This is a genomic window from Neptunomonas sp., assembly GCF_016744175.1.
In the GTDB taxonomy this organism is placed as follows: Bacteria; Pseudomonadota; Gammaproteobacteria; order Pseudomonadales; family Balneatricaceae; genus Neptunomonas.
The window spans coordinates 88,847-108,815 of the sequence record NZ_JADGEV010000001.1 but is presented as its reverse complement, the minus strand read 5'-3'; the positions used below and the strand labels follow the sequence as shown (position 1 = coordinate 108,815).

22 protein-coding genes are annotated in these 19,969 nt (G+C 43.1%); 2 read left to right on the top strand and 20 right to left on the bottom strand.

Annotated features, from left to right (window positions below; translation table 11 throughout):
* Window positions 1–104: 104 nt before the first annotated feature.
* The 9 genes from ccmI to ccmA are packed head-to-tail and all read right to left on the bottom strand — an operon-like array spanning window position 105 to window position 7,105.
* Window positions 105–1,352: a c-type cytochrome biogenesis protein CcmI gene (ccmI, locus tag QZZ55_RS00515; protein ID WP_293264179.1), complete on the bottom strand. Its 1,248-nt coding sequence runs from the start codon at window positions 1,350–1,352 to the stop codon at window positions 105–107.
* Window positions 1,349–1,813, bottom strand: coding sequence for a cytochrome c-type biogenesis protein (locus QZZ55_RS00510; protein WP_293264177.1), 465 nt, complete (start codon window positions 1,811–1,813; stop codon window positions 1,349–1,351). Before QZZ55_RS00510 ends, ccmI begins: the two co-directional genes overlap by 4 nt.
* 2 nt (window positions 1,814–1,815) lie before the next feature.
* Window positions 1,816–2,355 carry a DsbE family thiol:disulfide interchange protein gene (locus QZZ55_RS00505; RefSeq protein WP_293264175.1) on the bottom strand — a complete coding sequence of 180 codons (540 nt, stop codon included), beginning with the start codon at window positions 2,353–2,355 and terminating at the stop codon, window positions 1,816–1,818.
* Window positions 2,356–2,366: 11 nt separating this feature from the next.
* The gene (locus QZZ55_RS00500; RefSeq protein WP_293264173.1) at window positions 2,367–4,352 is read right to left on the bottom strand and encodes a heme lyase CcmF/NrfE family subunit; all 1,986 of its coding nucleotides are present in this window, start codon (window positions 4,350–4,352) and stop codon (window positions 2,367–2,369) included.
* On the bottom strand, window positions 4,349–4,810 hold the full coding sequence (gene ccmE, locus QZZ55_RS00495) for a cytochrome c maturation protein CcmE (protein WP_293264171.1): 462 nt from the start codon (window positions 4,808–4,810) through the stop codon (window positions 4,349–4,351). The genes QZZ55_RS00500 and ccmE overlap by 4 nt, the downstream gene beginning before the upstream one ends.
* On the bottom strand, window positions 4,807–4,971 hold the full coding sequence (ccmD, locus tag QZZ55_RS00490) for a heme exporter protein CcmD (protein WP_293264169.1): 165 nt from the start codon (window positions 4,969–4,971) through the stop codon (window positions 4,807–4,809). The genes ccmE and ccmD overlap by 4 nt, the downstream gene beginning before the upstream one ends.
* A 22-nt stretch (window positions 4,972–4,993) precedes the next feature.
* Window positions 4,994–5,749, bottom strand: coding sequence for a heme ABC transporter permease (locus tag QZZ55_RS00485; RefSeq protein WP_293264167.1), 756 nt, complete (start codon window positions 5,747–5,749; stop codon window positions 4,994–4,996).
* Between the two features lie 13 nt (window positions 5,750–5,762).
* Window positions 5,763–6,434 carry a heme exporter protein CcmB gene (gene ccmB / locus QZZ55_RS00480; RefSeq protein ID WP_293264165.1) on the bottom strand — a complete coding sequence of 224 codons (672 nt, stop codon included), beginning with the start codon at window positions 6,432–6,434 and terminating at the stop codon, window positions 5,763–5,765.
* Window positions 6,435–6,469: 35 nt separating this feature from the next.
* The gene (gene ccmA / locus QZZ55_RS00475) at window positions 6,470–7,105 is read right to left on the bottom strand and encodes a cytochrome c biogenesis heme-transporting ATPase CcmA (protein ID WP_293264163.1); all 636 of its coding nucleotides are present in this window, start codon (window positions 7,103–7,105) and stop codon (window positions 6,470–6,472) included.
* 147 nt (window positions 7,106–7,252) lie between these two features.
* On the opposite strand from ccmA, the gene QZZ55_RS00470 reads away from it, so the two are divergent.
* A complete protein-coding gene (locus QZZ55_RS00470; RefSeq protein WP_293264162.1) occupies window positions 7,253–9,109 on the top strand; it encodes a flagellar hook-length control protein FliK in 1,857 nt (618 codons plus the stop codon).
* Window positions 9,106–9,372, top strand: a complete 267-nt coding sequence (locus QZZ55_RS00465) for an EscU/YscU/HrcU family type III secretion system export apparatus switch protein (protein WP_293264161.1) — start codon at window positions 9,106–9,108, stop codon at window positions 9,370–9,372. The genes QZZ55_RS00470 and QZZ55_RS00465 overlap by 4 nt, the downstream gene beginning before the upstream one ends.
* Here the strand turns inward: QZZ55_RS00465 and QZZ55_RS00460 are convergent.
* The 11 genes from QZZ55_RS00460 to QZZ55_RS00410 all read right to left on the bottom strand — a co-directional run.
* Window positions 9,369–9,779, bottom strand: coding sequence for a DUF2802 domain-containing protein (locus QZZ55_RS00460; RefSeq protein ID WP_293264160.1), 411 nt, complete (start codon window positions 9,777–9,779; stop codon window positions 9,369–9,371). The genes QZZ55_RS00465 and QZZ55_RS00460 overlap by 4 nt on opposite strands.
* A 33-nt stretch (window positions 9,780–9,812) precedes the next feature.
* Window positions 9,813–10,535, bottom strand: coding sequence for a chemotaxis protein CheW (locus QZZ55_RS00455; RefSeq protein WP_293264158.1), 723 nt, complete (start codon window positions 10,533–10,535; stop codon window positions 9,813–9,815).
* 7 nt (window positions 10,536–10,542) lie between these two features.
* Complete coding sequence (locus QZZ55_RS00450; RefSeq protein ID WP_293264156.1) at window positions 10,543–11,316, bottom strand: ParA family protein; 774 nt, start codon at window positions 11,314–11,316, stop codon at window positions 10,543–10,545.
* Between the two features lie 96 nt (window positions 11,317–11,412).
* Window positions 11,413–12,588 (bottom strand): chemotaxis response regulator protein-glutamate methylesterase, encoded by a 1,176-nt coding sequence (locus QZZ55_RS00445; protein ID WP_293264154.1) that lies wholly within the window; start codon window positions 12,586–12,588, stop codon window positions 11,413–11,415.
* A gap of 26 nt (window positions 12,589–12,614) precedes the next feature.
* Window positions 12,615–14,657 carry a chemotaxis protein CheA gene (locus QZZ55_RS00440; protein WP_293264152.1) on the bottom strand — a complete coding sequence of 681 codons (2,043 nt, stop codon included), beginning with the start codon at window positions 14,655–14,657 and terminating at the stop codon, window positions 12,615–12,617.
* Window positions 14,658–14,670: 13 nt separating this feature from the next.
* Window positions 14,671–15,483 carry a protein phosphatase CheZ gene (locus QZZ55_RS00435; protein ID WP_293264150.1) on the bottom strand — a complete coding sequence of 271 codons (813 nt, stop codon included), beginning with the start codon at window positions 15,481–15,483 and terminating at the stop codon, window positions 14,671–14,673.
* 21 nt (window positions 15,484–15,504) lie between these two features.
* Window positions 15,505–15,891, bottom strand: coding sequence for a chemotaxis response regulator CheY (gene cheY, locus QZZ55_RS00430; protein WP_293264148.1), 387 nt, complete (start codon window positions 15,889–15,891; stop codon window positions 15,505–15,507).
* 109 nt (window positions 15,892–16,000) lie between these two features.
* Window positions 16,001–16,711, bottom strand: coding sequence for an RNA polymerase sigma factor FliA (locus QZZ55_RS00425; protein WP_293264146.1), 711 nt, complete (start codon window positions 16,709–16,711; stop codon window positions 16,001–16,003).
* Between the two features lie 24 nt (window positions 16,712–16,735).
* Window positions 16,736–17,551, bottom strand: coding sequence for a MinD/ParA family protein (locus QZZ55_RS00420; protein ID WP_293264144.1), 816 nt, complete (start codon window positions 17,549–17,551; stop codon window positions 16,736–16,738).
* A gap of 15 nt (window positions 17,552–17,566) precedes the next feature.
* Entirely contained in the window at window positions 17,567–19,021 is a 1,455-nt protein-coding gene (gene flhF / locus QZZ55_RS00415) for a flagellar biosynthesis protein FlhF (protein ID WP_293264142.1), read from the bottom strand.
* A 39-nt stretch (window positions 19,022–19,060) separates the two neighbouring features.
* Window positions 19,061–19,969, bottom strand: a 909-nt coding sequence (locus QZZ55_RS00410) for an FHIPEP family type III secretion protein (RefSeq protein WP_293264140.1), incomplete at its 5' end; no start/stop codon positions are given.

The window sequence follows — 19,969 nt, the reverse complement described above, 5'->3', positions numbered from 1 at the left end:
AAGTCCCCCAATTATTAGCCACTCTCTTAAGCCGATATCCATGTTTAACCACTTGCCTCAGAAAACATTAACTCAATCATACGCTTACTATAAACCGAACCGCTCTACTGAACAATCTGATCAATAAGAAGGTTTACCGGCTCAGATAACTCTTTAACCGAAACAAGAACAGTTGCTGACTGCAAATCACCTGCAGCGGCCTGAGGCTGGCCAGTCATAGAAATTCGAGCACCTATTTCAACATTTGGGTGTAATGACAGCTTTGTTTGCGGCGTCATTGCTAAGCTATCATCAAGCGTTATTATTTTCGGTAACTCTCCGACCGTTAAACGTACCGCAGCTACTGGCATTCTTCCGCCCACAGGTTTAGCAAATACAAAGACTGTTTGCTCTGGGTTCAGCTTTCCACTCAGCTGTGAATCTATAGCAACTTTTAACTGAACCGAAGCACCGACAAGTTCAGGAACATCAGGCACTGTTTTCCCCTCTTGAACCAACTGCTCCAACGCCCTTTGGATACCTACTTTTAAAGACTCCGCAGCAGCAGGTTCTGCATTAGTCAATGCTTTACGCCAATAACCAATAGCTTCTTCCATACGAGACTGCTCAAACGCATCAATGCCCAATAAGCCCAACGAGGTTACTTCCAGTGGTTCTCGATCAAGTGTCCGCTGAATCTGTTGCCTCACTTCTTGATCCATTTTACCGCCCTTAGCAAAGTACAAACCTTGAGCATACTGACCCATTACGCCCACATATTGAGGTGCATCATTAGGCAATATCTCTAGTACACGTTTAAAACTGGACACACCTTTATCAAATTCTCCAAGACTCATATAAGTCGTAGCTAATACATACCACCCTTCAGAATTTTCTGGATTCGCTGTTAGTTCACTCACTAGCATCTGAATTGCTTCATTTACTGTTGGCTGCTCACCATTCTCGAGCTGTACTGGATGCTCCATTGCCACTTGTAATTGTCGAGCACTTCCATATTCAAAATATAAGCCAAATGAAATTACCGGTACAAATAGCGCCATTAAAGTTACGGTTAACAACTGTTTTGTACCAACTGTTTGCTTAACAACATTAACATCGTCATCACTTGCATCTTCTAGAAGATTTTTTTCAAGCTCTAGCTTTAATGCATCGTATTCTTGGTCTTGTAAATTCCCAGCAGCCCTCTCAGCATCCAGCTCAGATAAGCGCTCCTGAAAAATATCAATATTTTTGTGTTTACGGCCTACTTCAACGATTGCCTGTTCAGATTTTTTTGCTTTAAGAAAAGGGATAAACACAAACGAAAGCGCTACCAATGTTAGCAGTGCAATTCCTAACCATAATTGAATCATTTATCCTTTCCCTTATCGAGCAATGTTGCCAAGCGAACTTGATCCTGATCATTTAGTGTTTTATCAATAACATTTGTCTTTTTTCGCTTACGAGTCAGTAACAAAATCACAACAGCACCGATAGCAAGCAAGACGAAAGGGCCGTACCATAAAACCCACGTACTCTCCGTAACTCTTGGACGATAAAGCACAAATTCGCCATAGCGGGTCACCATAAAATCAACGATTTGGTCATCATTTTCACCAGCGCTAACCATCCTGTATATCTCACGCCGCAAATCAGATGCTATTGGCGAATTAGATCCGGCCAAGTTTTGATTCTGGCATTTAGGACAACGCAACTCATTTGTTAATTGCTGAAAGCGCTCCCGTGATACATCATCCTTAAATTCATACGTATCAATAGTTGCGCTAGCTACCATCGAAAACAACAATGTAAAAACCACTATAAGTAATCTCATACTTACCCCTGAGACTTTGTAGAAATTTGCTGCATTACAGTACGCAACTTCGACCATACTTTCTCAGTCACTGCACCTACATGCTTATAGCGAATAATACCCTGTGCATCTAAAACATACGTTTCAGGTGCACCATATACACCTAGATCTAAACCCAGCGTTCCTTCTTCATCATATATATTCAATGCATAAGGATCTCTGTAGCGGCGCAGCCACTCTTTTGCAGCTCCTCTGTCATCTTTGTAGTTAATACCGTAAATAACAACACCTTCTTCGCGCGCTATTTTATTTAACTGCGCATGCTCTTGCTTACACGTAGGACACCACGTGGCCCACACATTAACTAATGCTGCTTTTCCTTGTAAATCCTTTTGCGTAAGCATACGGTTGCCATCTTGCAATGAAGGCAAAGTAAACTCTGGTACAGGCTTATCAAGAAGTGCTGAAGGCAGCTCTGTAGGGTCTAGTTGCAAACCTTTCCAAAACAAGCCTCCCATTACAACAAAAATAAATAATGGAACAAAAAGTACTAAACGACGCATATTAATGTTCCTTAAGCGGCTACGGATTCTGCGGAGAGCGACTTATTTTTAGTCGTTTTGCGCGCTAGTTGCTTTCGGTAACGCGGATCACTTGCAGCCAAGACTCCTCCGAACGCCATCATTAATCCACCCAGCCATATCCAACGTACGAAAGGTTTATATTGAACACGAATAGCCCAAGCACCACCTTCTAACGGCTCTCCCATGGCAACATATAGATCCCCCAACAAGCCAGGATCAATATCTGCTTCAGTCATCACATTACCGCGGGCCGTATAAAGGCGTTTTTCAGGATACATAACAGAATGTGGCTTATCGTTTTTCAACACGGTAAGTACGCCCATATCTGATGTGTAGTTTGGACCTTCAATGCTTTTAGAGCCTTCAAATATAAAAGTAAAATTCTCGAATGCTAAAGTATCACCCGGCATCATTCTTAGATCACGTTCTTCATTATAAATAGAGACTAATGCTACGCCCGTGATAGATACAGCAACACCAATATGAGCCAGCATCATAGCTAGGTAACTACGAGATAAACCATTCAGGCCAGCAGAAACCGTACGTTTGTTTCTGATTTTATTGAACAGGTCACGTAAAACGGCTATTACCACCCAGAAAGCCAACACCATTCCTAGTGCTGTTTTAAGTTCAAATGTACCTGCGTAAATCAATGGAAAAGCACACCCAAGCGCAATAGCAGCTACAGCAGGAATACCCAGTTGTTTTAATAAATAGTTTGGTTCTGTTTTTTTCCAGCGTGCAATAGAACCAACTCCCATGAAAACGACCATTACAGCAACCAACGGTACAAATAACGCATTAAAATAAGGAGGCCCCACAGAGATCTTACCAAGAGACATCGCGTCTATAATCAATGGATATAACGTGCCGAGTAAAACCATCATGCACACAATGACCAGCATAATATTGTTTATCAGCAAAAAGCTTTCTCTAGATACCAATTCGAAAGACGACTCGCTTTTAACATGCGCAGCTTTAATGGCATACAGTAGAAATGAGCCGCCCACCGTTATACTAAGTAAGACTAATACAAAAAAGCCTCGCTCGGGGTCTGAAGCAAATGCATGAACAGATGTTAAAACTCCTGAGCGTACTAAGAAAGTACCTAATAAGCTTAAAGAGAAAGCAAAGATAGCAAGCAATACTGTCCAACTTTTAAACACGCCGCGTTTCTCTGTCGCTGCTAAGCTATGAACCAGCGCGGTTCCCACCAACCATGGCATAAAGGATGCGTTCTCAACAGGATCCCAAAACCACCAACCGCCCCAACCAAGTTCATAGTAGGCCCACCAACTTCCCAATACGATGCCTATAGTCAGAAACGCCCACGCTACATTCGTCCACGGACGTGACCAACGCGCCCACGCAGCATCAAGACGTCCACTCATCAGTGCAGCTATTGCAAATGCAAATGCAACAGAGAACCCCACATAACCCATATAAAGCATTGGAGGATGAATAATCAGACCTATATCCTGCAACAAAGGATTAAGGTCTCCTCCTTCCAATGGTGTATTAGTAAGAAGGCGCGTAAAAGGGCTCGATGTCATCAAGGTAAACGATGTAAAACCAATACTTATCATCCCCATGACTGACAATACACGAGCCACTATATCCAAAGGTAATTCAGAGCTTTTTACAGCTACAGCATAAGTCCAACCACCTAATATAAAGACCCATAGCAATAAAGATCCTTCATGCCCCCCCCAAATAGCACTAAACTTGTAGTACACAGGCAAAGCAGAGTTAGAGTTGTTTGCGACATACGCTACTGAAAAGTCATCTGTCAAAAAAGCATAGCCAAGACACATCATGCTGATTAGCAAGAATAGAAACAGCGCTTTAGATAGAGGGCGAGCAAAGCCCATCCACAAATTATTAGCAGTATACGCGCCAATAAGAGGCACTACTGCCAATAGAACAGAAAGACTTAAAGCCAATATGAGTGAGTATTGCCCAAGCTCAGGAATCATTTGTTATACGCCTCTTTAGGAGGAACCGGCATGTTCCCGGACTTTTCCAATGCATCAGCCACTTCTGGAGGCATGTAGTTTTCATCATGTTTTGCTAGCACTTCCACTGCCTGAAAAACCCCTTGTGCATCCAAAGAGCCTTGCGCGACGATACCTTGCCCTTCACGGAACAAGTCAGGAAGAATACCCGTATATTCAACCGCTACTGTTTTGGCATAATCAGTCATTTCGAACTTCACATGCAAACTTTGCTGATCCCGTATTACACTACCCTCAACAACCATGCCACCAGCGCGAATACGCGTATCTTGAGGTGCCTCACCATTAACAATCTGTAACGGTGAATAAAACAGGTTTATATTTTGATTTAATGCATACAACGCCAAACCTACAGCCACGCTAACGCCCACCACCAAAAATATTACGAGGGCCAGCCTCTTTTTCCGTTTAGGATTCATTGAGTATTGTTCTCCCTACGTAGGCGCCGAGCTAGGCTTTTCATTAGCTCTTTACGTTTAAATAATGGCAAGACTAGATTCCCGACAATAATCGAGACTCCAATCCCGTATGACAACCATACATAAAGTCCATGGCCATCCATCGTGATAAATTCAGACATTGTTTCGAACTGCACTACAACCTCACTTGGAAGCAATTAACTCACGAACCCAACCAGAGCGACGCTCTCGGCGAATAATTTCATTACGTAGCCTTAACATTAAAGACACAGAAAAAAAGCAGTAAAAACCAATCACCATAACCAACAAAGGCAACCACATTTCAATTGGCATAGCGGGCTTTTCAGTTAACGTGAATGTCGCCGGCTGGTGCAAAGTGTTCCACCATTCAACGGAATACTTAATGATAGGAATATTGACCAAACCTACCAAAGATAGAACAGAAGCGGCTTTTGCAGCCATGGACTCATTATCCATTGCTGCATACAAAGCCATCACACCCATATAGAGGAAAAGCAAAATAAGCATAGACGTTAAGCGCGCATCCCATACCCACCATGACCCCCACGTAGGCTTCCCCCAAATAGCGCCTGTAGCAAGCGCCATTACGGCAATAGAAGCACCAATAGGTGCACAGGCATACGCTACCATATCTGCAACTTTAATTTTCCAAATAAGCCCAACAGCCCCGGCAACAGCCATTAGCATATAACAGGACTGCGCAAGAATAGCGGAGGGAACATGAAGATACATGATCCGAAAACTATTCCCTTGTTGATAATCCGGTGGAGCAAAGGCCAGCGCCCATACAACACCAGCTACTACTAATAAAATTGCTGCTACAAAAAAACCTGGCAGTAACTTACCTGTAATATCATAACACCACCGAGGTGATGCCAGTTGAAAGAACCAGCGCGGCAACCAACTACTTCCTGCCATACTTCATAACCTCTTAGCCACTAACTGAGATGCGAACGGACGCACTAATTGCAAATGGAGCCAAAACCATACCTAAGGCCAACATAGCGCCAAGCAGTGCTAGATACCCCTCTAAGGGCAAGCCAGCTACTGCTGCTTGAACAGCTCCAGAACCAAAAATCAGCACGGGAATATATAACGGCAATACCAATAAAGAAATCAACACACCGCCGCGCTTCAAACCGACTGTCAATCCTGCTCCAATAGCACCGACAAGGCTTAAGACTAACGTACCAATTAGCAAGCTCATTACCATACCTAACATAGCTGTAGCTGGTAAAAACAGCATCACACCAAGCAAAGGAGACATTAATGCTAACGGCAGCCCCGTCGTCATCCAGTGCGCTATCACTTTCGCCAAACAAACTACCATTAGTGGTTGAGGGCTTAAAATCACTTGCTCTAAAGTGCCATCTTCATAATCTGAACGAAATATACCATCTAACGACAGCAGTGTTGCTAAAAGAGCAGCAACCCACACCACACCAGGCGCCACCTCTGCCAAAAAGTTTGGTTCAGGACTAACACCTAGAGGAAATAAGGTGGCGACCATAACAAAAAATATCAAAGGGTTTACCAAATCACTCTTTCGCCGAAAAGACAGCAACAAGTCCCTTTTCAAAACGGCTGAGAATAGTTTCCGCATCGATGATTCCGCAGAGTTAGTACACAATTCAGCCATCAAGTTCCCATTAATTGATCAAGATTAACCTTCGTAACCGCGCCGCAAGAGGTCAAATCATGATGAGTTGTTAAAATAACACTCCCACCCGAAGCTACATGATCAGCTAGCAGTCGTTCTTTAGCCGCAACTCCCTTTTTATCTATGGCAGTAAAGGGTTCGTCTAAAATCCATAACTTAGCAGTATTCATATACAATCGCGCTAGGCTCACTCTACGATTCTGGCCAGCAGATAAAGAATGACAAGGCACATCTTCATAGCCTTTTAGACCAACTACTTCTAGTGCACAGTTAATTCTTTCAACCAGCAGCGCAGGATGAATAGCGCTATACCATTGCAAATTCTCAACAGGCGTCAACATTCCTTTAACACCTGGCTGATGCCCGAAATAAAGTAACGATGAAAAAAAATCATCTTTTACCTTAGCAACAGGCTTACCACGCCAAAAAACTTCTCCTTCATAGTCACCAGATAGACCACTCAAAATTCTTAGCAAAGTGGTCTTTCCGCTACCATTAGAGCCCTCAATTTGCATAAGCTCTCCGCAGGAAAGATCAAAAGCGAGACCTTCAAACAGAATGCGCTCATCTCGTTCGCAATACAGGTCAATCACTCTTAACAACGGTTCTAACAACAGCTTTTCCTCAAATACTGCGCTTTAAAAAGTATCGCGCTACACTAAATAGGTTAATGGCCGATGCATTAGGAAAAGCATTATATACAAATAAGACTCAGCTGGGACATTGCTCTTGATCAGATTTACTTTAAAAAGTGTGTATTCATGAACACAATTACCCCTCAATCCCTATCCCTTCTCGATTCGACGGGTAAAGCGAGTGCGGGAAGTGCCAACAAACTTATTCCTGCCAACGGGAGCTTACAGGCAACTGTTCGACAGGTCTCACAAGATAAGCTAACGCCTAATGTATTCAGACTAAAGTTAGAGACCAACAACACCTTGATGGAGCTAAAGACTCAACACCCCTTACCGGCCGGTAGTAAAGTTCTAATTTCTCGTACAAGTGATGGGCAATTAAGCATTAAATTAGCGCCGCCAACTATTAGTGAAAAAGCAGCATCTCCTCCTACTCTGGCCAACAAAACAGATGCATCAAGAACATATCAAGTTCCAGTTTCTCCTATCATTCGCTCTGAAAAAGACTCTATTACGTTATTAAACACAATTCCGCGCGGCCAAACAGTCACCGCAAAAGTAACGTCACAAACTATTGGGTTACCAACGACAAACTCTCAAAAAACGGCCTCTCCATTAAATCCAACACTTTTACAACACTCAAAAACAGCAGTTCAATCTGAAACGATATCGACACCACCTACTTCTACTAAGTCACAACCAGCAACACCACAAACTATAAACCTACCTCGCACTGACGTTAGCACTGCAAACAAGCCTCAGCAGACTCAAACACAACACAGCCCTTCACCAAAAATCAACGACACTCAACCAGCACCAGCGGGTAATACGCAAGGAAGCTCAACACAAACGAAAACAGCACCCCCTTCCCCTCTAATACAAGCACCTCTAATAACTCAAAAGAATCAATCAACAGAACAAACCGCCAGACCCAGTCAACAGCAGACAAGTACTATTACACCAACGCAAATTCAGGGACCAAAATATACTACTGAGCAGCCCACCAACACTCTAACAGTGAGCATTAAAGGCTCAAATCTCACATTAAAAACATCATCCAACCTTCCCCCCTTACAACAAATACAAATTTCTCGTAATCATTCTGATCAATTCTCTATTAGCTGGACACAACCAATCGCTACGTCTTCCACTTCCACCTCAATGCCCGTACTTACACCCCAACAAGCAGTATCAATAAATAACAATTTACGTGAACTGCTTCCTCAACAGATAACTTTAACCTCAGGAATTCAGCAACTTTTATCCCTTTCTCAGGCGAGCAACACAAACACCGCAGGAAAAATTGATAAAGTTGTACAGTCTTTAATGCAACTTTTCGGTGTACAACCTGGCGCTGCAGAGGCCCAACAAACCATCAAACAAAATATTCATTTTGGTGGTCTCTTTACAGAGAATAAATTAAACAAGAATCAAGCATCTCCTACTGACATGAAGCAGTTTCTTGGAAAGGTGCAAGCATTAGCTGAACAATTACCCATTTCGCAAAAACAGATCATTCAATCAACAGTTGGCAAAATGTTAGCTCGGATAACTACCAACCAACTTAGCAGCCTACAAAGCAAACAGGAAAGAGTAGAGTCCAATGAACGTTTTTTTCAATTAGACCTGCCTATCCGCAATCAAAACGTACTAGAAAATGTCGAATTGCGAATCAGTCATAGAAGCCAACAGAATAGCCGACTCGAACATGAAACTATCTGGAAGGTACGACTACATTTTGATTTAGAAAAGTCTGGAAGTGTGGATGCAGAACTCAGTCTAAACCAAGAACAAAATGAATTAACTGCTGCCTTTGTTTGTTCAGACCATAATACTGCATCATCAATAAAAGATAGGCTTAGCGATTTCAAAGCTCAGCTCAACACGCTCGGACTTAGTGTACCGACATTAAGCTGCAAGCAAGGAAAGCACCAACCCCAAAAAGCGCCTGTTCAAAAACAACTAATTGATATCAAAACATGAACAAAGAAAAGAAAACGACAGCAGTAGCTTTAAAATATAACCACGGTACCTCAAGTGCACCAACTGTTGTTGCCAAGGGAAAAGGAGACATTGCGCAACAAATAATAGCTTTAGCGGATGAGCACGACATTCACATACACCAAAGCCCAGAATTGTTAGAGGTGTTAATACGTCTTGAGATAGGGGAAGAAATACCCGAAGCACTTTATAAAGCTATAGCCGAAGTGATCGCCTTTGCTTACAATTTGAAAAATAAAGCTTAATGCTTTTTTTCTAAACCGGTGTGGGTATGAAGCTCTTTATGCAACAAAGCCATTAACTCTGCTTCAGGCCTTCCAATACCGCAGTCTTTTACAAGATCATCTACATCTGCACCCATTTCCATTAATCGAGCAGCTTGGTTATAGGCCAGTTCACCAGGGTCTCTATTCTCAAGTTCTAGTTGTTTTTCTACGGTTATGTTTAGTTTTTTCTCAATATCAACTAAACGCTTTCCCATCCCAATAGAACTACCCGTCATTGAGCGAATTTCATTTCGCAAAACGGTCACTAAAGCTTTGTATTGGCGCTCATGCTGTTTTTGCCTATAAAAAGTAAACATACTTATACCGGCAAATAAAAAGACCACTACAACCAATAAAGAAATCAACAACACACTTGTTTCTGTCAACACACCACCCTACTTCAGATCAAGTATCGCACCTTAACCTGATTTACTTGCTTGTTCCAACTGAGCAACAAATGCCGAAATATCTACAACTGCACAACGCTCTGCCATGTAGGTCCCCAACATCCAAGGACGACCCTGCTTATTACTATTCATTTTAATACTACTGTGCGGTATGCGTACTGACTTTACAAGATCATCACATGCTAAAGCCCAATCCTTACCGTCAAGCACTACTAGTTCTTCATAACGAGAGAGCATAGGGTCATATCTATCTCCAAGCAACCAATGACCCGTATCTATAATTGTAGTAGATACGTGTGATTTTCCGAAGCTACCCAGAACCCAATCATATTCATTACTTAATTGTAATGTAACAGTACCTAAAGACAGCACGCCTTCGATACCATCAAATGGGATAGCTAATTTAAGCCCACAGACGCTCACCAAGATACAATTGAGTTCACCTTCAATTAAAACTGGCTCTGGCTCTGGCTCTGGCTCTGGCTCTGGCTCTGGCTCTGGCTCTGGCTCTGGCTCTGGCTCTGGCTCTGGCTCTGGCTCTGGCTCTGGCTCTGTTATCAGTGTGTCCATTGGTTCAGCCTGCGCAAGCAATTCTTCACTAGCAGAAGCAACTTTCGTTTCTTCAAGGTCATTATCTACACTGTTTTCGGCTTCCTCAGAAGGATCCATTAACAACGCTTCAAGATAATCAAATACAACTTGCTGCTGACGGCCTGTAGAGTTCTTCTTATTCATGAACCATCTACCTCCGCTGCTCAATTAAAGAGCGTAACAAGCGAGCATAAGCATGAACTCCTCGACTACCAGCATCTAGTGATGATGGCACCACCCCCTTCATGCTAGCGTTTCTAAACTTTGTATCAACAGGTATCACAGCGCTTGCCAACTCATCTGGGTAACACTTATGGAGCTCACGTAAACAACTCACCGATGCTTGGGTGCGTCGGTCGTAAAATGTAGGAATTATTGTATATTTTAATTTCTTCTTGCGGGCACGATTAATCATACTAATCGTTCGAACCATTCTCTCTAACCCTTTTAAAGCAAGGAATTCAGTCTGCGCCGGCACAATCAGGTGATTGCATGCCGCTAACGCATTTACCATAAGAACACCTAAAACGGGAGGGCTATCAATTAAAACGTAGTCATACTGATCTTTAAGATGATTTATCGCTTTGGCGACCTGCAACCCCATACCCTGATGCTCTATCGCTCGTCTTTCTAAAGTTGCCATGGCAGTAGACGCGGGTAATAACTGAATACGCTCAACAGATGTGTCGCATAACAACGAATTAACCTGACTCTTAGTAATATCGTGTTGTGTAACGAAAAGATCATAAACACTATGATCTAATTCATCAGGGTCATAATGAAAATAACTAGTTAATGATCCATGTGGATCAAGATCGATCATCAAAACATTGTAGCCCACTTCTGCCAACAGACCAGCTAAAGTCACTACTGTCGTTGTTTTCCCAACACCACCTTTTTGATTTGCAATTGCCCAAACCTGCATAGCATATTCCCAGTATAACTGCGTCTACTTTAACAATAATAACTCATGATATATCTTTTAATACAATGCTTTACCTTGAATACAATTCAAAGAAAACTACTTACCACCACTCGTTAGCAATCTAGATATATCATTCAGGTCCAATATGTCATCAGCAAGCCCCGCTTTAATAACAGCTTGAGGCATTCCGTAAATTGTACAGCTAGCCTCATTTTGAGCCCAGATTGTAGCCCCAGATTGTTTAAGCAACCGAGCACCATCTGCACCATCTGCACCCATCCCTGTCAAAATCAAAGCTAACACCTTATTTCCATAAACTTTTGCGGCGGCTGCATAGGCGATATCAACACTAGGGCGGTAAGTTAGCCGCTCATCTCCCAGCAGTATCTTGACTCGGTCTGGTTGCCGACTTTCTATCATTGCCTGATGTCCACCAGGTACTAATAAAGCACGACCTGGTATAAACCGATCTCCATCTTCCGCTTCTTTTACTTCGATCGCACACTGCTGATTCAAACGGGAAGCAAAAACGGATGTAAATGTCTTAGGCATGTGCTGAACAAGTAAGATGGGATACGGAAACGATGCAGGCAATTCTGTTAAAATAGTCTGTAATGCAGCAGGCCCGCCTGTAGAGGAGCCAATAACCACAAGTTTGCAGTTACTCGGAAAACTAGCTGTATGGCTCGTTCTTTTCACATGCCCTAAAACCTGCCCTGGCTTACTAACCACCGGTTTAGCAGACGCTAATTCCGTGGGCTTTCTCTCAATCTTTTTAGCGAGATTTGAACTAGCGCTTCCATATGTGTGAATGCTAGATGTTGCTCCTGCCTTCAAAGGCCTTGTTGCAAAAGCAGGCTTACGCCTCACCCCTTTACTCTGACCAAGAGCGACTACACGCTCAACCAGTGTGTTTTGCATCAAGTTAGATTTATTTATCCAAGAACGGATATCTTTCGTCAGGTAATCGGCAGCCCCAGCTTCTAAAGCTTGTAAAGTAACCTGAGCACCTTCATGAGTCAGCGAAGATAACATCAATACATTTGTAGGATTATCACGCATGATAATTCGAACAGCTTCAATGCCATTAAGAAGAGGCATTTCCACATCCATAGTAACGACATCTGGCTTCAGCTGCTTGGTCAGCTCTACCGCTTCACGCCCATTGGTTGCAGTACCAACAACTTCTAAACGGTGATCGTTCGATAAGAAATCATTGATACGCTGCCTGAAGAAACCGGAATCATCAACTATTAATACTTTTACCGGCATGATATCTCCTATTCAAACAGTATTTACTATGACGCATAACGTTTCAGCAAATTAGGAATATCAATAATTAATGCAATTCGTCCATCACCTGTAATCGTTGCACCTGACAAGCCGGGTGTTCCGTGTAAGATTGTACCCAGTGGCTTAATTACAACTTCTTCCTGCCCAACTAGTTGGTCAACCACAAAACCGACGCGTAACGTCCCAACGGTTAGAATAACGACATGCCCCTGCTCTGGAAGCTCAGCATTCTCTTGCCCTTTAACCAACCAGCGCTTCATATGGAACAGAGGTAAAGCTTGGTCCCTTACAATAATGACTTGCTGTCCATCGACGACATTTGTCTTCGTTAAGTCTAGATTGAAAATCTCATTCACATTCACCAAAGGCAATGCAAAAGCTTGGTTCTCTAATACCACCATCAGCGTTGGCATAATTGCCAATGTCAAAGGAACTTGGATAGCAATTCGCGTTCCCTGGCCCAAAACTGAATCTATATGCAACGTTCCATTAAGCTGTGTAATTTTTGTTTTGACCACATCCATGCCTACACCACGACCAGAGACATCTGACACCTCCGTTTTGGTCGAAAAGCCAGCCTGAAAAATCAAGTTAAAGCATTCTTGCTCAGACAAACGGTTAGCAGCTTCTTCTTCCAGCATCCCACGGCTAACGGCAAGCTTTCGAAGCTTCTCTGGGTCCATCCCAGCTCCGTCATCCTGTATTATTAACAGGATATGGTCACCTTCTTGCTCAGCAGACAGTAACACATGTCCTTCTCGCGGCTTACCCGTACCTTCCCGGATTACAGGAGACTCAATACCATGATCTACAGAGTTACGCACCAAGTGAATCAATGGATCAGCAAGCGCTTCTACTAAATTTTTATCTAGGTCTGTCTCCTCTCCGCGAAGCTCCAAGCGTATTTCTTTCTTTAAGCTGCGAGAAAGGTCACGTATCAAACGAGGAAAACGTCCGAATACTTTCTTGACTGGTTGCATGCGCGTTTTCATCACAGACATTTGCAAGTCTGCTGTCACCATATCAAGTATGCCGAGCGCCTTGGTCATCTCTTCGTCTTCACGAGCGCCACCCAAACGAACAAGCCGGTTTCGTACCAGTACCAGCTCACCCACCATGTTCATTATTTTATCTAATAGGCGTGTATCAACCCGAACATTACTCTCAGGAGTGACAATTTTATTCGACGAAGCAGCAGCAGGTGCCACCGGAGCACTTTTTTCGGCAACGACAGGTTTACTCGCTTCAACAGGGGCCTCTGGTTCTTTTACAGCCACTACAGCAGAAGGCTCTGCAGGTGAAACGTCTGAACTCGCAAATGCACCTTGACCATGCGACTGCAGCTCATCTAATAAGTTTTCAAACTCATCTTCAGAAATTAAACCACTATCTGCAGGTTTAGCACTCTCTACCACCTCAGAAGATCCCGATACGCCAGGCGCTCCATCACCGTGCAAATCATTTAATAACGCTTCAAACTCGTCTTCAGTAATCAAACCATCATCTTCGACACTCGACGTCACTTCCGTTTCTGGAGCAATATCGTCTAGCAACATATCAAAGTCATCACTAGAGCTTGGTTCAATAACATCGACGTTTTTGATTTCTTCTATAGGAGCATCTATAACTGCAGAAGCAGTCTCTTCAACAGCCTCCACTGAGCCTGAAGCATAGTCGGCAAGTTTTTGAAGCAAGACGGGAGAAGCTACTTGAAGCTCTTCTCCTGCCCTTACATTCCCAAACATAATATTGACAGCGTCTAGCGATTGTAAAACCACATCCATGAGGTCTGGAGTTACTTTGACACTACCATTACGCAGCAGGTCAAATAAGTTTTCAGCCCTATGACAGCAATCCACCATCGCATCTAGCTGAAGAAAACCCGCACCACCTTTTACCGTATGGAAACCTCGAAAAATCGAGTTAAGCAGGTCCACATCATCAGGCGACTTTTCCAGATCAACTAACTGTTCAGAAAGTTGTTCTAGTATCTCTCCTGCTTCAACAAGAAAATCTTCGAGAATTTCGTTATCAACATCAAAGCTCATTAGAAGCTCCTATTCAAAAACCTAAACTTGATAACAGGTCATCAACATCATCTTGATCACCAGCCACTTCTGGATTATTACTTCCAGCTAACTGTGGCCCCTCTGCTTCAATTGGGTCTTTTTTCGCTTTCTGATTAATATTACTTGCAGGCTTCTCTACATGTAGCCCACTAATACGCTCAACTTTTGCGGCCATATCCATCAATTGAACCAGGCTACCTTCAACTTGAGTCACCAGCGTTATCACCCGGCGAATAAGTTGTCCTGTTATATCTTGATAGCTCTGAGCAACTAATATTTCTGTAAGCTCTGCTCGTAAATCCTTTACTGTTTGCTCGGACTCTTTTGTGAGCTGGCATGTACGATCATACCCGCCACGCAGCCCTTCAAACTCAGCTTCCAACTGCCCTACCATTGATAATAAATCCGCAAAGCGTCCACTCTGCTCATCCATTTTATCAACCAATGCTAATGATTTATCAACACGATCCATTGTTTCATGAGATGTTTTTTCAGTCAGTTCAATAACATAGCTTAGCCTTTCCGATGCATCTGCCATTCCCTGAATGGAATTATCTTCAGCACCTTCAGCTTCACCCTGTACTTTCACATCATCAGAAAAAGATTTAATAGCTTCATGAAGCCCACGTGTCAGATATCCAACTTCATTATAAAAAGCCAGATGTTTAACCTGCTGCAAATCATTAATAATAGTCAGAGCGCCATTAATATCACCACTGCCTACGACTTCAACTAACTCTGCTGCTTTGTCTCGTAGCAAGGACTCAAAACCATCCAGCCCTTGCGGAAAATCTGCTTCAGTCATATTAATAAGGTCCTTAACAGATTAACTTTCAATGCGTTGAAAAATCTTATCTATCTTTTCTTTCAACACAGCAGCAGTAAATGGCTTAATTACATAACCATTAACTCCAGCTTGAGCTGCAGCGATAATTTGCTCACGCTTAGCCTCCGCTGTCACCATTAATATAGGCATACCTGCTAGCTTAGGATCAGCTCGCACTGCTCGGACTAAATCAATACCGGTCATACCTGGCATGTTCCAATCTGTCACTAGAAATTGTATGCCACCTTGTTGCAAGATAGGCAAAGCCGTTTTTCCATCGTCTGCTTCAATGACATTGTTAAATCCAAGATCACGTAACAGATTTTTTATAATACGTCTCATTGTTGAAAAGTCGTCAACTACAAGAATCTTAATGTCTTTTTTCAAGACAATATCCCCCAATTCAGAAGCATGTGAGTTAATGCACCCGATTTATCATGTTAGCCTGATTAGAATTTAGACCATTTTTCGGAAAAAAGGAGAGATCCGCAAAAATTTATTGCCATTCTCTCAATCGACCACGAAGTCGATGGGCTGCTTGACTGTGAATTTGGCTTACTCGAGACTCACTCACACCCAATACTTCCCCAATTTCTTTGAGGTTTAGCTCTTCATCATAATAAAGTGAAAGCACTAGTTTTTCGCGATCAGGTAATGACTCAATGGCGCCTGCCAATGCCATTTTAAAAGCGTTTTTTTCTGTATGAGCTATGGGACTCGGCTCTACACCTGACAACTGTTCTCCTGGACGATCTCCATCAGAGCTTGTCATTTCCTCAAAGCTAAACAGACGGCTTTCCACCGAATCTTTTAGTAAGTCGTGGTAATCACCAACACTAATATCCATTTCTGCCGCTATCTCAGTATCTGTAGCATCGCGCCCTAAGGAGGACTCTAATACTTGGATCGCTTGTGAGATACGACGACTATTACGATGAACTGAACGAGGAGTCCAATCGCCTCTGCGCACTTCATCGATAATAGACCCACGAATTCTAATACCAGCGTAGGTTTCAAAACTTGCGCCCTTAGTGGCATCGTATTTTTTTGCAGCCTCAAGCAAACCGATCATACCTGCTTGTATTAAATCATCTAATACAACACTTGCAGGTAGCCTTCCCATCATATGATAGGCGATACGTTTTACCAGTGGCGCATATTGCTCAATGAGCTCATGACTTGACGAAATTTCTAGCGGGTTATACATGGAGCCCCTTTCCAGACCCGAAATTTAAACACCCTGTACCAATCGTTCTACAAAGAACTCCAAGTGCCCTCTAGGAGCATCTTGCACTGGCCAGTCATCTACTTTCTTGGCGAGCTGACGATACGAAATAGCTGCTTTGCATTTAGGAAATGCTTTCAAAACAGGGATTTGGCGTCGTACTGATTTTCTTACATGCTCATCATAAGGTATTGAGCCAACGTATTGAAGTGTAACATCCAGAAAGCGATCAGTGACAGTTGAAAGCTTATTAAACATATTCCTACCTTCAACATCAGTATCTACCATATTGGCCAGCACCCTAAAACGCGTCATACGATAGTCTCTATTTAACAACTTAATAAGCGCATAAGCGTCTGTAATAGAAGTAGGTTCATCACAGACCACCACAAGTACTTCTTGGGCCGCCCGAACAAAACTTACCACCGATTCAGATATACCGGCAGCCGTATCGATCACCAAAACATCTATCTCTTCTGCCACTTCATTAAAAGCATAGACCAATTCTGCATGTTCATGAGCACTAAGCGATGTCATTTCTTGCGTGCCTGAACAAGCAGGCACAATACGAACATTATTTGTTACATCTAACATAACGTCTGTTAGGCGGCACTCTCCAGAAAGCACATCACTAATATTCTTCTTCGGACGCAAACCCAACATAACGTCAACATTAGCCAACCCAAGATCAGCATCCATTAATACGGTTCGACGCCCCACTTCTCCCAAGGCAATCGACAGATTAACCGAGACATTTGTTTTACCAACGCCACCTTTACCGCCAGTTACCGCGATAACTTTCACTGAATGCTGCTTTTTCATCAATTATGTCTGTACTCAGCCGGCTGACGAAAGTTCAGACTCTCCTCCCGTTGCAGACAACGCGCGAGCACGCTCTCTTTCCAGTGTTTTTTGCGCAGTAATAACTGCCCTACTCACAAGATCATTACGTTGGGCAACTTCAATATCGTCTGGTACTTTTTGCCCATCCGTGACATAAGCAATGGGTAACGCCTTCTCAACAACCAAACTCAAAGCCTCACCTAAACTACCAGATTCATCCAATTTACTTAAGACACAACCATTTAAGCCAATGCTATGATAATTATCGTAAGCGTCTTCCAAAACCTGCCGCTGACTAGAACAAGACAACACTAGTAGCTTTTTCAGCCGAACAGAGACGCTTGTCAGCATCTCTTTTTGCGCTTCACTAGGGCCTTCATGATGGCTCATTCCCGCGGTATCAATGAGAACTAAGCGCTTCCCTCGAAGTGATAACAACACATCTTCCAAAGAATTATTTTCATCTACGACTCTAACTGGAACATCAAGAATACGCCCAAAGGTCCTTAATTGCTCATGTGCTGCAATACGGTAGGTATCTGTTGTAACAAGTGCCAAGCTTGCACTCCCATGCTGAAGCACATAGCGTGCCGCCAACTTCCCTATCGACGTTGTTTTCCCTACACCTGTGGGCCCAACAAAAGCAATCATACCGCCTCGAGCAATATAGTCTTCACTTATCACCGGAACTGCATCTGTTAACTTAGATAAAGTAATACGCCAAGCTTTCGCTACGTCCAAATCACCTTCAAGGCCGCGAGTCAGCTGAGACATTAACGAATTGCTCAACCCTATTCTCTCGAACCGCTTAACCAGCTTTTCTTCAACGCTTACCGGCATAGCTGATTTTCGTTGAGGTGATTCTTCAACCCACACTTTGCGTGATGGAACTTGCATCTGTTGTTCAAGCAATGACTTCAGCTGCTGAATTTCCTGCTGCATACTTTCTATTGCAGGGTTTTCTTGCGAAAGCGCTATTGGCATAGCCTGCTTTGGGGCTACAGGCTCTTCGTCGTATTCATCCAGAATAGTTGCTTTACGTGCTTCTTGGCGATTTTTTAGCGATTCAAGAATCGCATGCAGATCATCTTCATCATCCTGCTCAATTTGAAGATTCCGCTTTCCTTCTGCGTGATAAAGCGGCTCACTCTCAATCTGCTCATTCGCTTCTGCAATGCGTACACGTGCTTTTTTAAGCTCATCATCTAAATCTAATCTACTTCGATCACCAGTCAATATACTTACTTGCTCATCTTTTCGCTTTTTCTTCTCATAATCACGTTTAAATTCAGATTGAGCCGCTTCAAACTCATGCTCATGCGCAGCAACAACCTCAACACCACCCGCCACACGATGGTTTGATACAATAACAGCATCAGGCCCAATCTCTTCTCTGGCACGTCGCATGGCTTGACGCATATCAGGGGCAAAAATACGTTTCACTTTCATAAACACCTCACCAATGATGAGTTACCCACTACCATCACCTTAAGCATTTTGACCGCCCACGGTTGCCACAATCGTTATTTTTTTATTTTCAGGTATTTCTTGATAAGAAAGAACATGAATCAGCTGTTCACTATAGCGTACAAATTTTGACATAAGAGGCCTAACAGGTGCTGCTACCAATAAAATAGAAGGCTGACCTAACATTTCCTGCTTTTGAGCCGCCGCTATCAACGATGTTTGCAATCGCTCTGCCATTCCCGGCTCAAGAACCATGCCACTCTCTCCAGCCTGCTGACTTTGCTGTACGGAATTTAACAACAACTGCTCAAGCTGAGGATCCATAGTTATTACAGGAATTTCTGCCTCTGATCCATTAACAGTTTGAACAATCAGTCTAGATATCGCCACTCGAACTGCGGCCGTTAATGCAACTGGATCCTGAGTTCGGGCCACTGCTTCAGACAATGCTTCAGCAATACTCCTGAAATCTTTCAATGGAACTTGCTCCATAAGCAAGCTTTGCAAAACTTTCAAAAGACTACTGATCGACAATTTTGCAGGAACAAGATCCTCAACTAACTTAGGAGAACCTTTAGCTAGCATATCTAATAACTGCTGAACTTCTTCATGACCCAAGAGTTCATGTGCATGGCTCTGCAGGATTTGATTTAAATGCGTAGCAACAACTGTACTTGCATCTACAACGGTATAACCAAGCGTCTGAGCCTGTTCACGCAAGCTTAACTCTACCCATGTCGCATCCAGTCCAAAAGCGGGATCTTTCACATCCACACCCTTCAACGTACCAAATACTTGCCCCGGATTGATAGCCAAATCGCGATCAGGATATATTTCCGCTTCACCGACAATCACCCCCATCAATGTAATGCGATAAGCACCAGGCATTAAGTCCAAATTATCTCTTATATGTACCGATGGAACTAAAAA

What these genes read in the sequence shown, in the direction of transcription:
- QZZ55_RS00420 (WP_293264144.1), bottom strand. Translation starts at nt 17,551, where the DNA reads ATGAAAAAGCAGCATTCAGTGAAAGTTATCGCGGTAACTGGCGGTAAA.
- QZZ55_RS00445 (WP_293264154.1), bottom strand. Translation starts at nt 12,588, where the DNA reads ATGCCGGTAAAAGTATTAATAGTTGATGATTCCGGTTTCTTCAGGCAG.
- QZZ55_RS00425 (WP_293264146.1), bottom strand. Translation starts at nt 16,711, where the DNA reads ATGTATAACCCGCTAGAAATTTCGTCAAGTCATGAGCTCATTGAGCAA.
- QZZ55_RS00510 (WP_293264177.1), bottom strand. Translation starts at nt 1,813, where the DNA reads ATGAGATTACTTATAGTGGTTTTTACATTGTTGTTTTCGATGGTAGCT.
- QZZ55_RS00505 (WP_293264175.1), bottom strand. Translation starts at nt 2,355, where the DNA reads ATGCGTCGTTTAGTACTTTTTGTTCCATTATTTATTTTTGTTGTAATG.
- ccmD (WP_293264169.1), bottom strand. Translation starts at nt 4,971, where the DNA reads ATGTCTGAATTTATCACGATGGATGGCCATGGACTTTATGTATGGTTG.
- ccmI (WP_293264179.1), bottom strand. Translation starts at nt 1,352, where the DNA reads ATGATTCAATTATGGTTAGGAATTGCACTGCTAACATTGGTAGCGCTT.
- ccmB (WP_293264165.1), bottom strand. Translation starts at nt 6,434, where the DNA reads ATGCGGAAACTATTCTCAGCCGTTTTGAAAAGGGACTTGTTGCTGTCT.
- ccmE (WP_293264171.1), bottom strand. Translation starts at nt 4,810, where the DNA reads ATGAATCCTAAACGGAAAAAGAGGCTGGCCCTCGTAATATTTTTGGTG.
- QZZ55_RS00435 (WP_293264150.1), bottom strand. Translation starts at nt 15,483, where the DNA reads ATGACTGAAGCAGATTTTCCGCAAGGGCTGGATGGTTTTGAGTCCTTG.
- QZZ55_RS00455 (WP_293264158.1), bottom strand. Translation starts at nt 10,535, where the DNA reads ATGAATAAGAAGAACTCTACAGGCCGTCAGCAGCAAGTTGTATTTGAT.
- QZZ55_RS00470 (WP_293264162.1), top strand. Translation starts at nt 7,253, where the DNA reads ATGAACACAATTACCCCTCAATCCCTATCCCTTCTCGATTCGACGGGT.
- QZZ55_RS00440 (WP_293264152.1), bottom strand. Translation starts at nt 14,657, where the DNA reads ATGAGCTTTGATGTTGATAACGAAATTCTCGAAGATTTTCTTGTTGAA.
- QZZ55_RS00465 (WP_293264161.1), top strand. Translation starts at nt 9,106, where the DNA reads ATGAACAAAGAAAAGAAAACGACAGCAGTAGCTTTAAAATATAACCAC.
- QZZ55_RS00500 (WP_293264173.1), bottom strand. Translation starts at nt 4,352, where the DNA reads ATGATTCCTGAGCTTGGGCAATACTCACTCATATTGGCTTTAAGTCTT.
- QZZ55_RS00485 (WP_293264167.1), bottom strand. Translation starts at nt 5,749, where the DNA reads ATGGCAGGAAGTAGTTGGTTGCCGCGCTGGTTCTTTCAACTGGCATCA.
- flhF (WP_293264142.1), bottom strand. Translation starts at nt 19,021, where the DNA reads ATGAAAGTGAAACGTATTTTTGCCCCTGATATGCGTCAAGCCATGCGA.
- QZZ55_RS00450 (WP_293264156.1), bottom strand. Translation starts at nt 11,316, where the DNA reads ATGCAGGTTTGGGCAATTGCAAATCAAAAAGGTGGTGTTGGGAAAACA.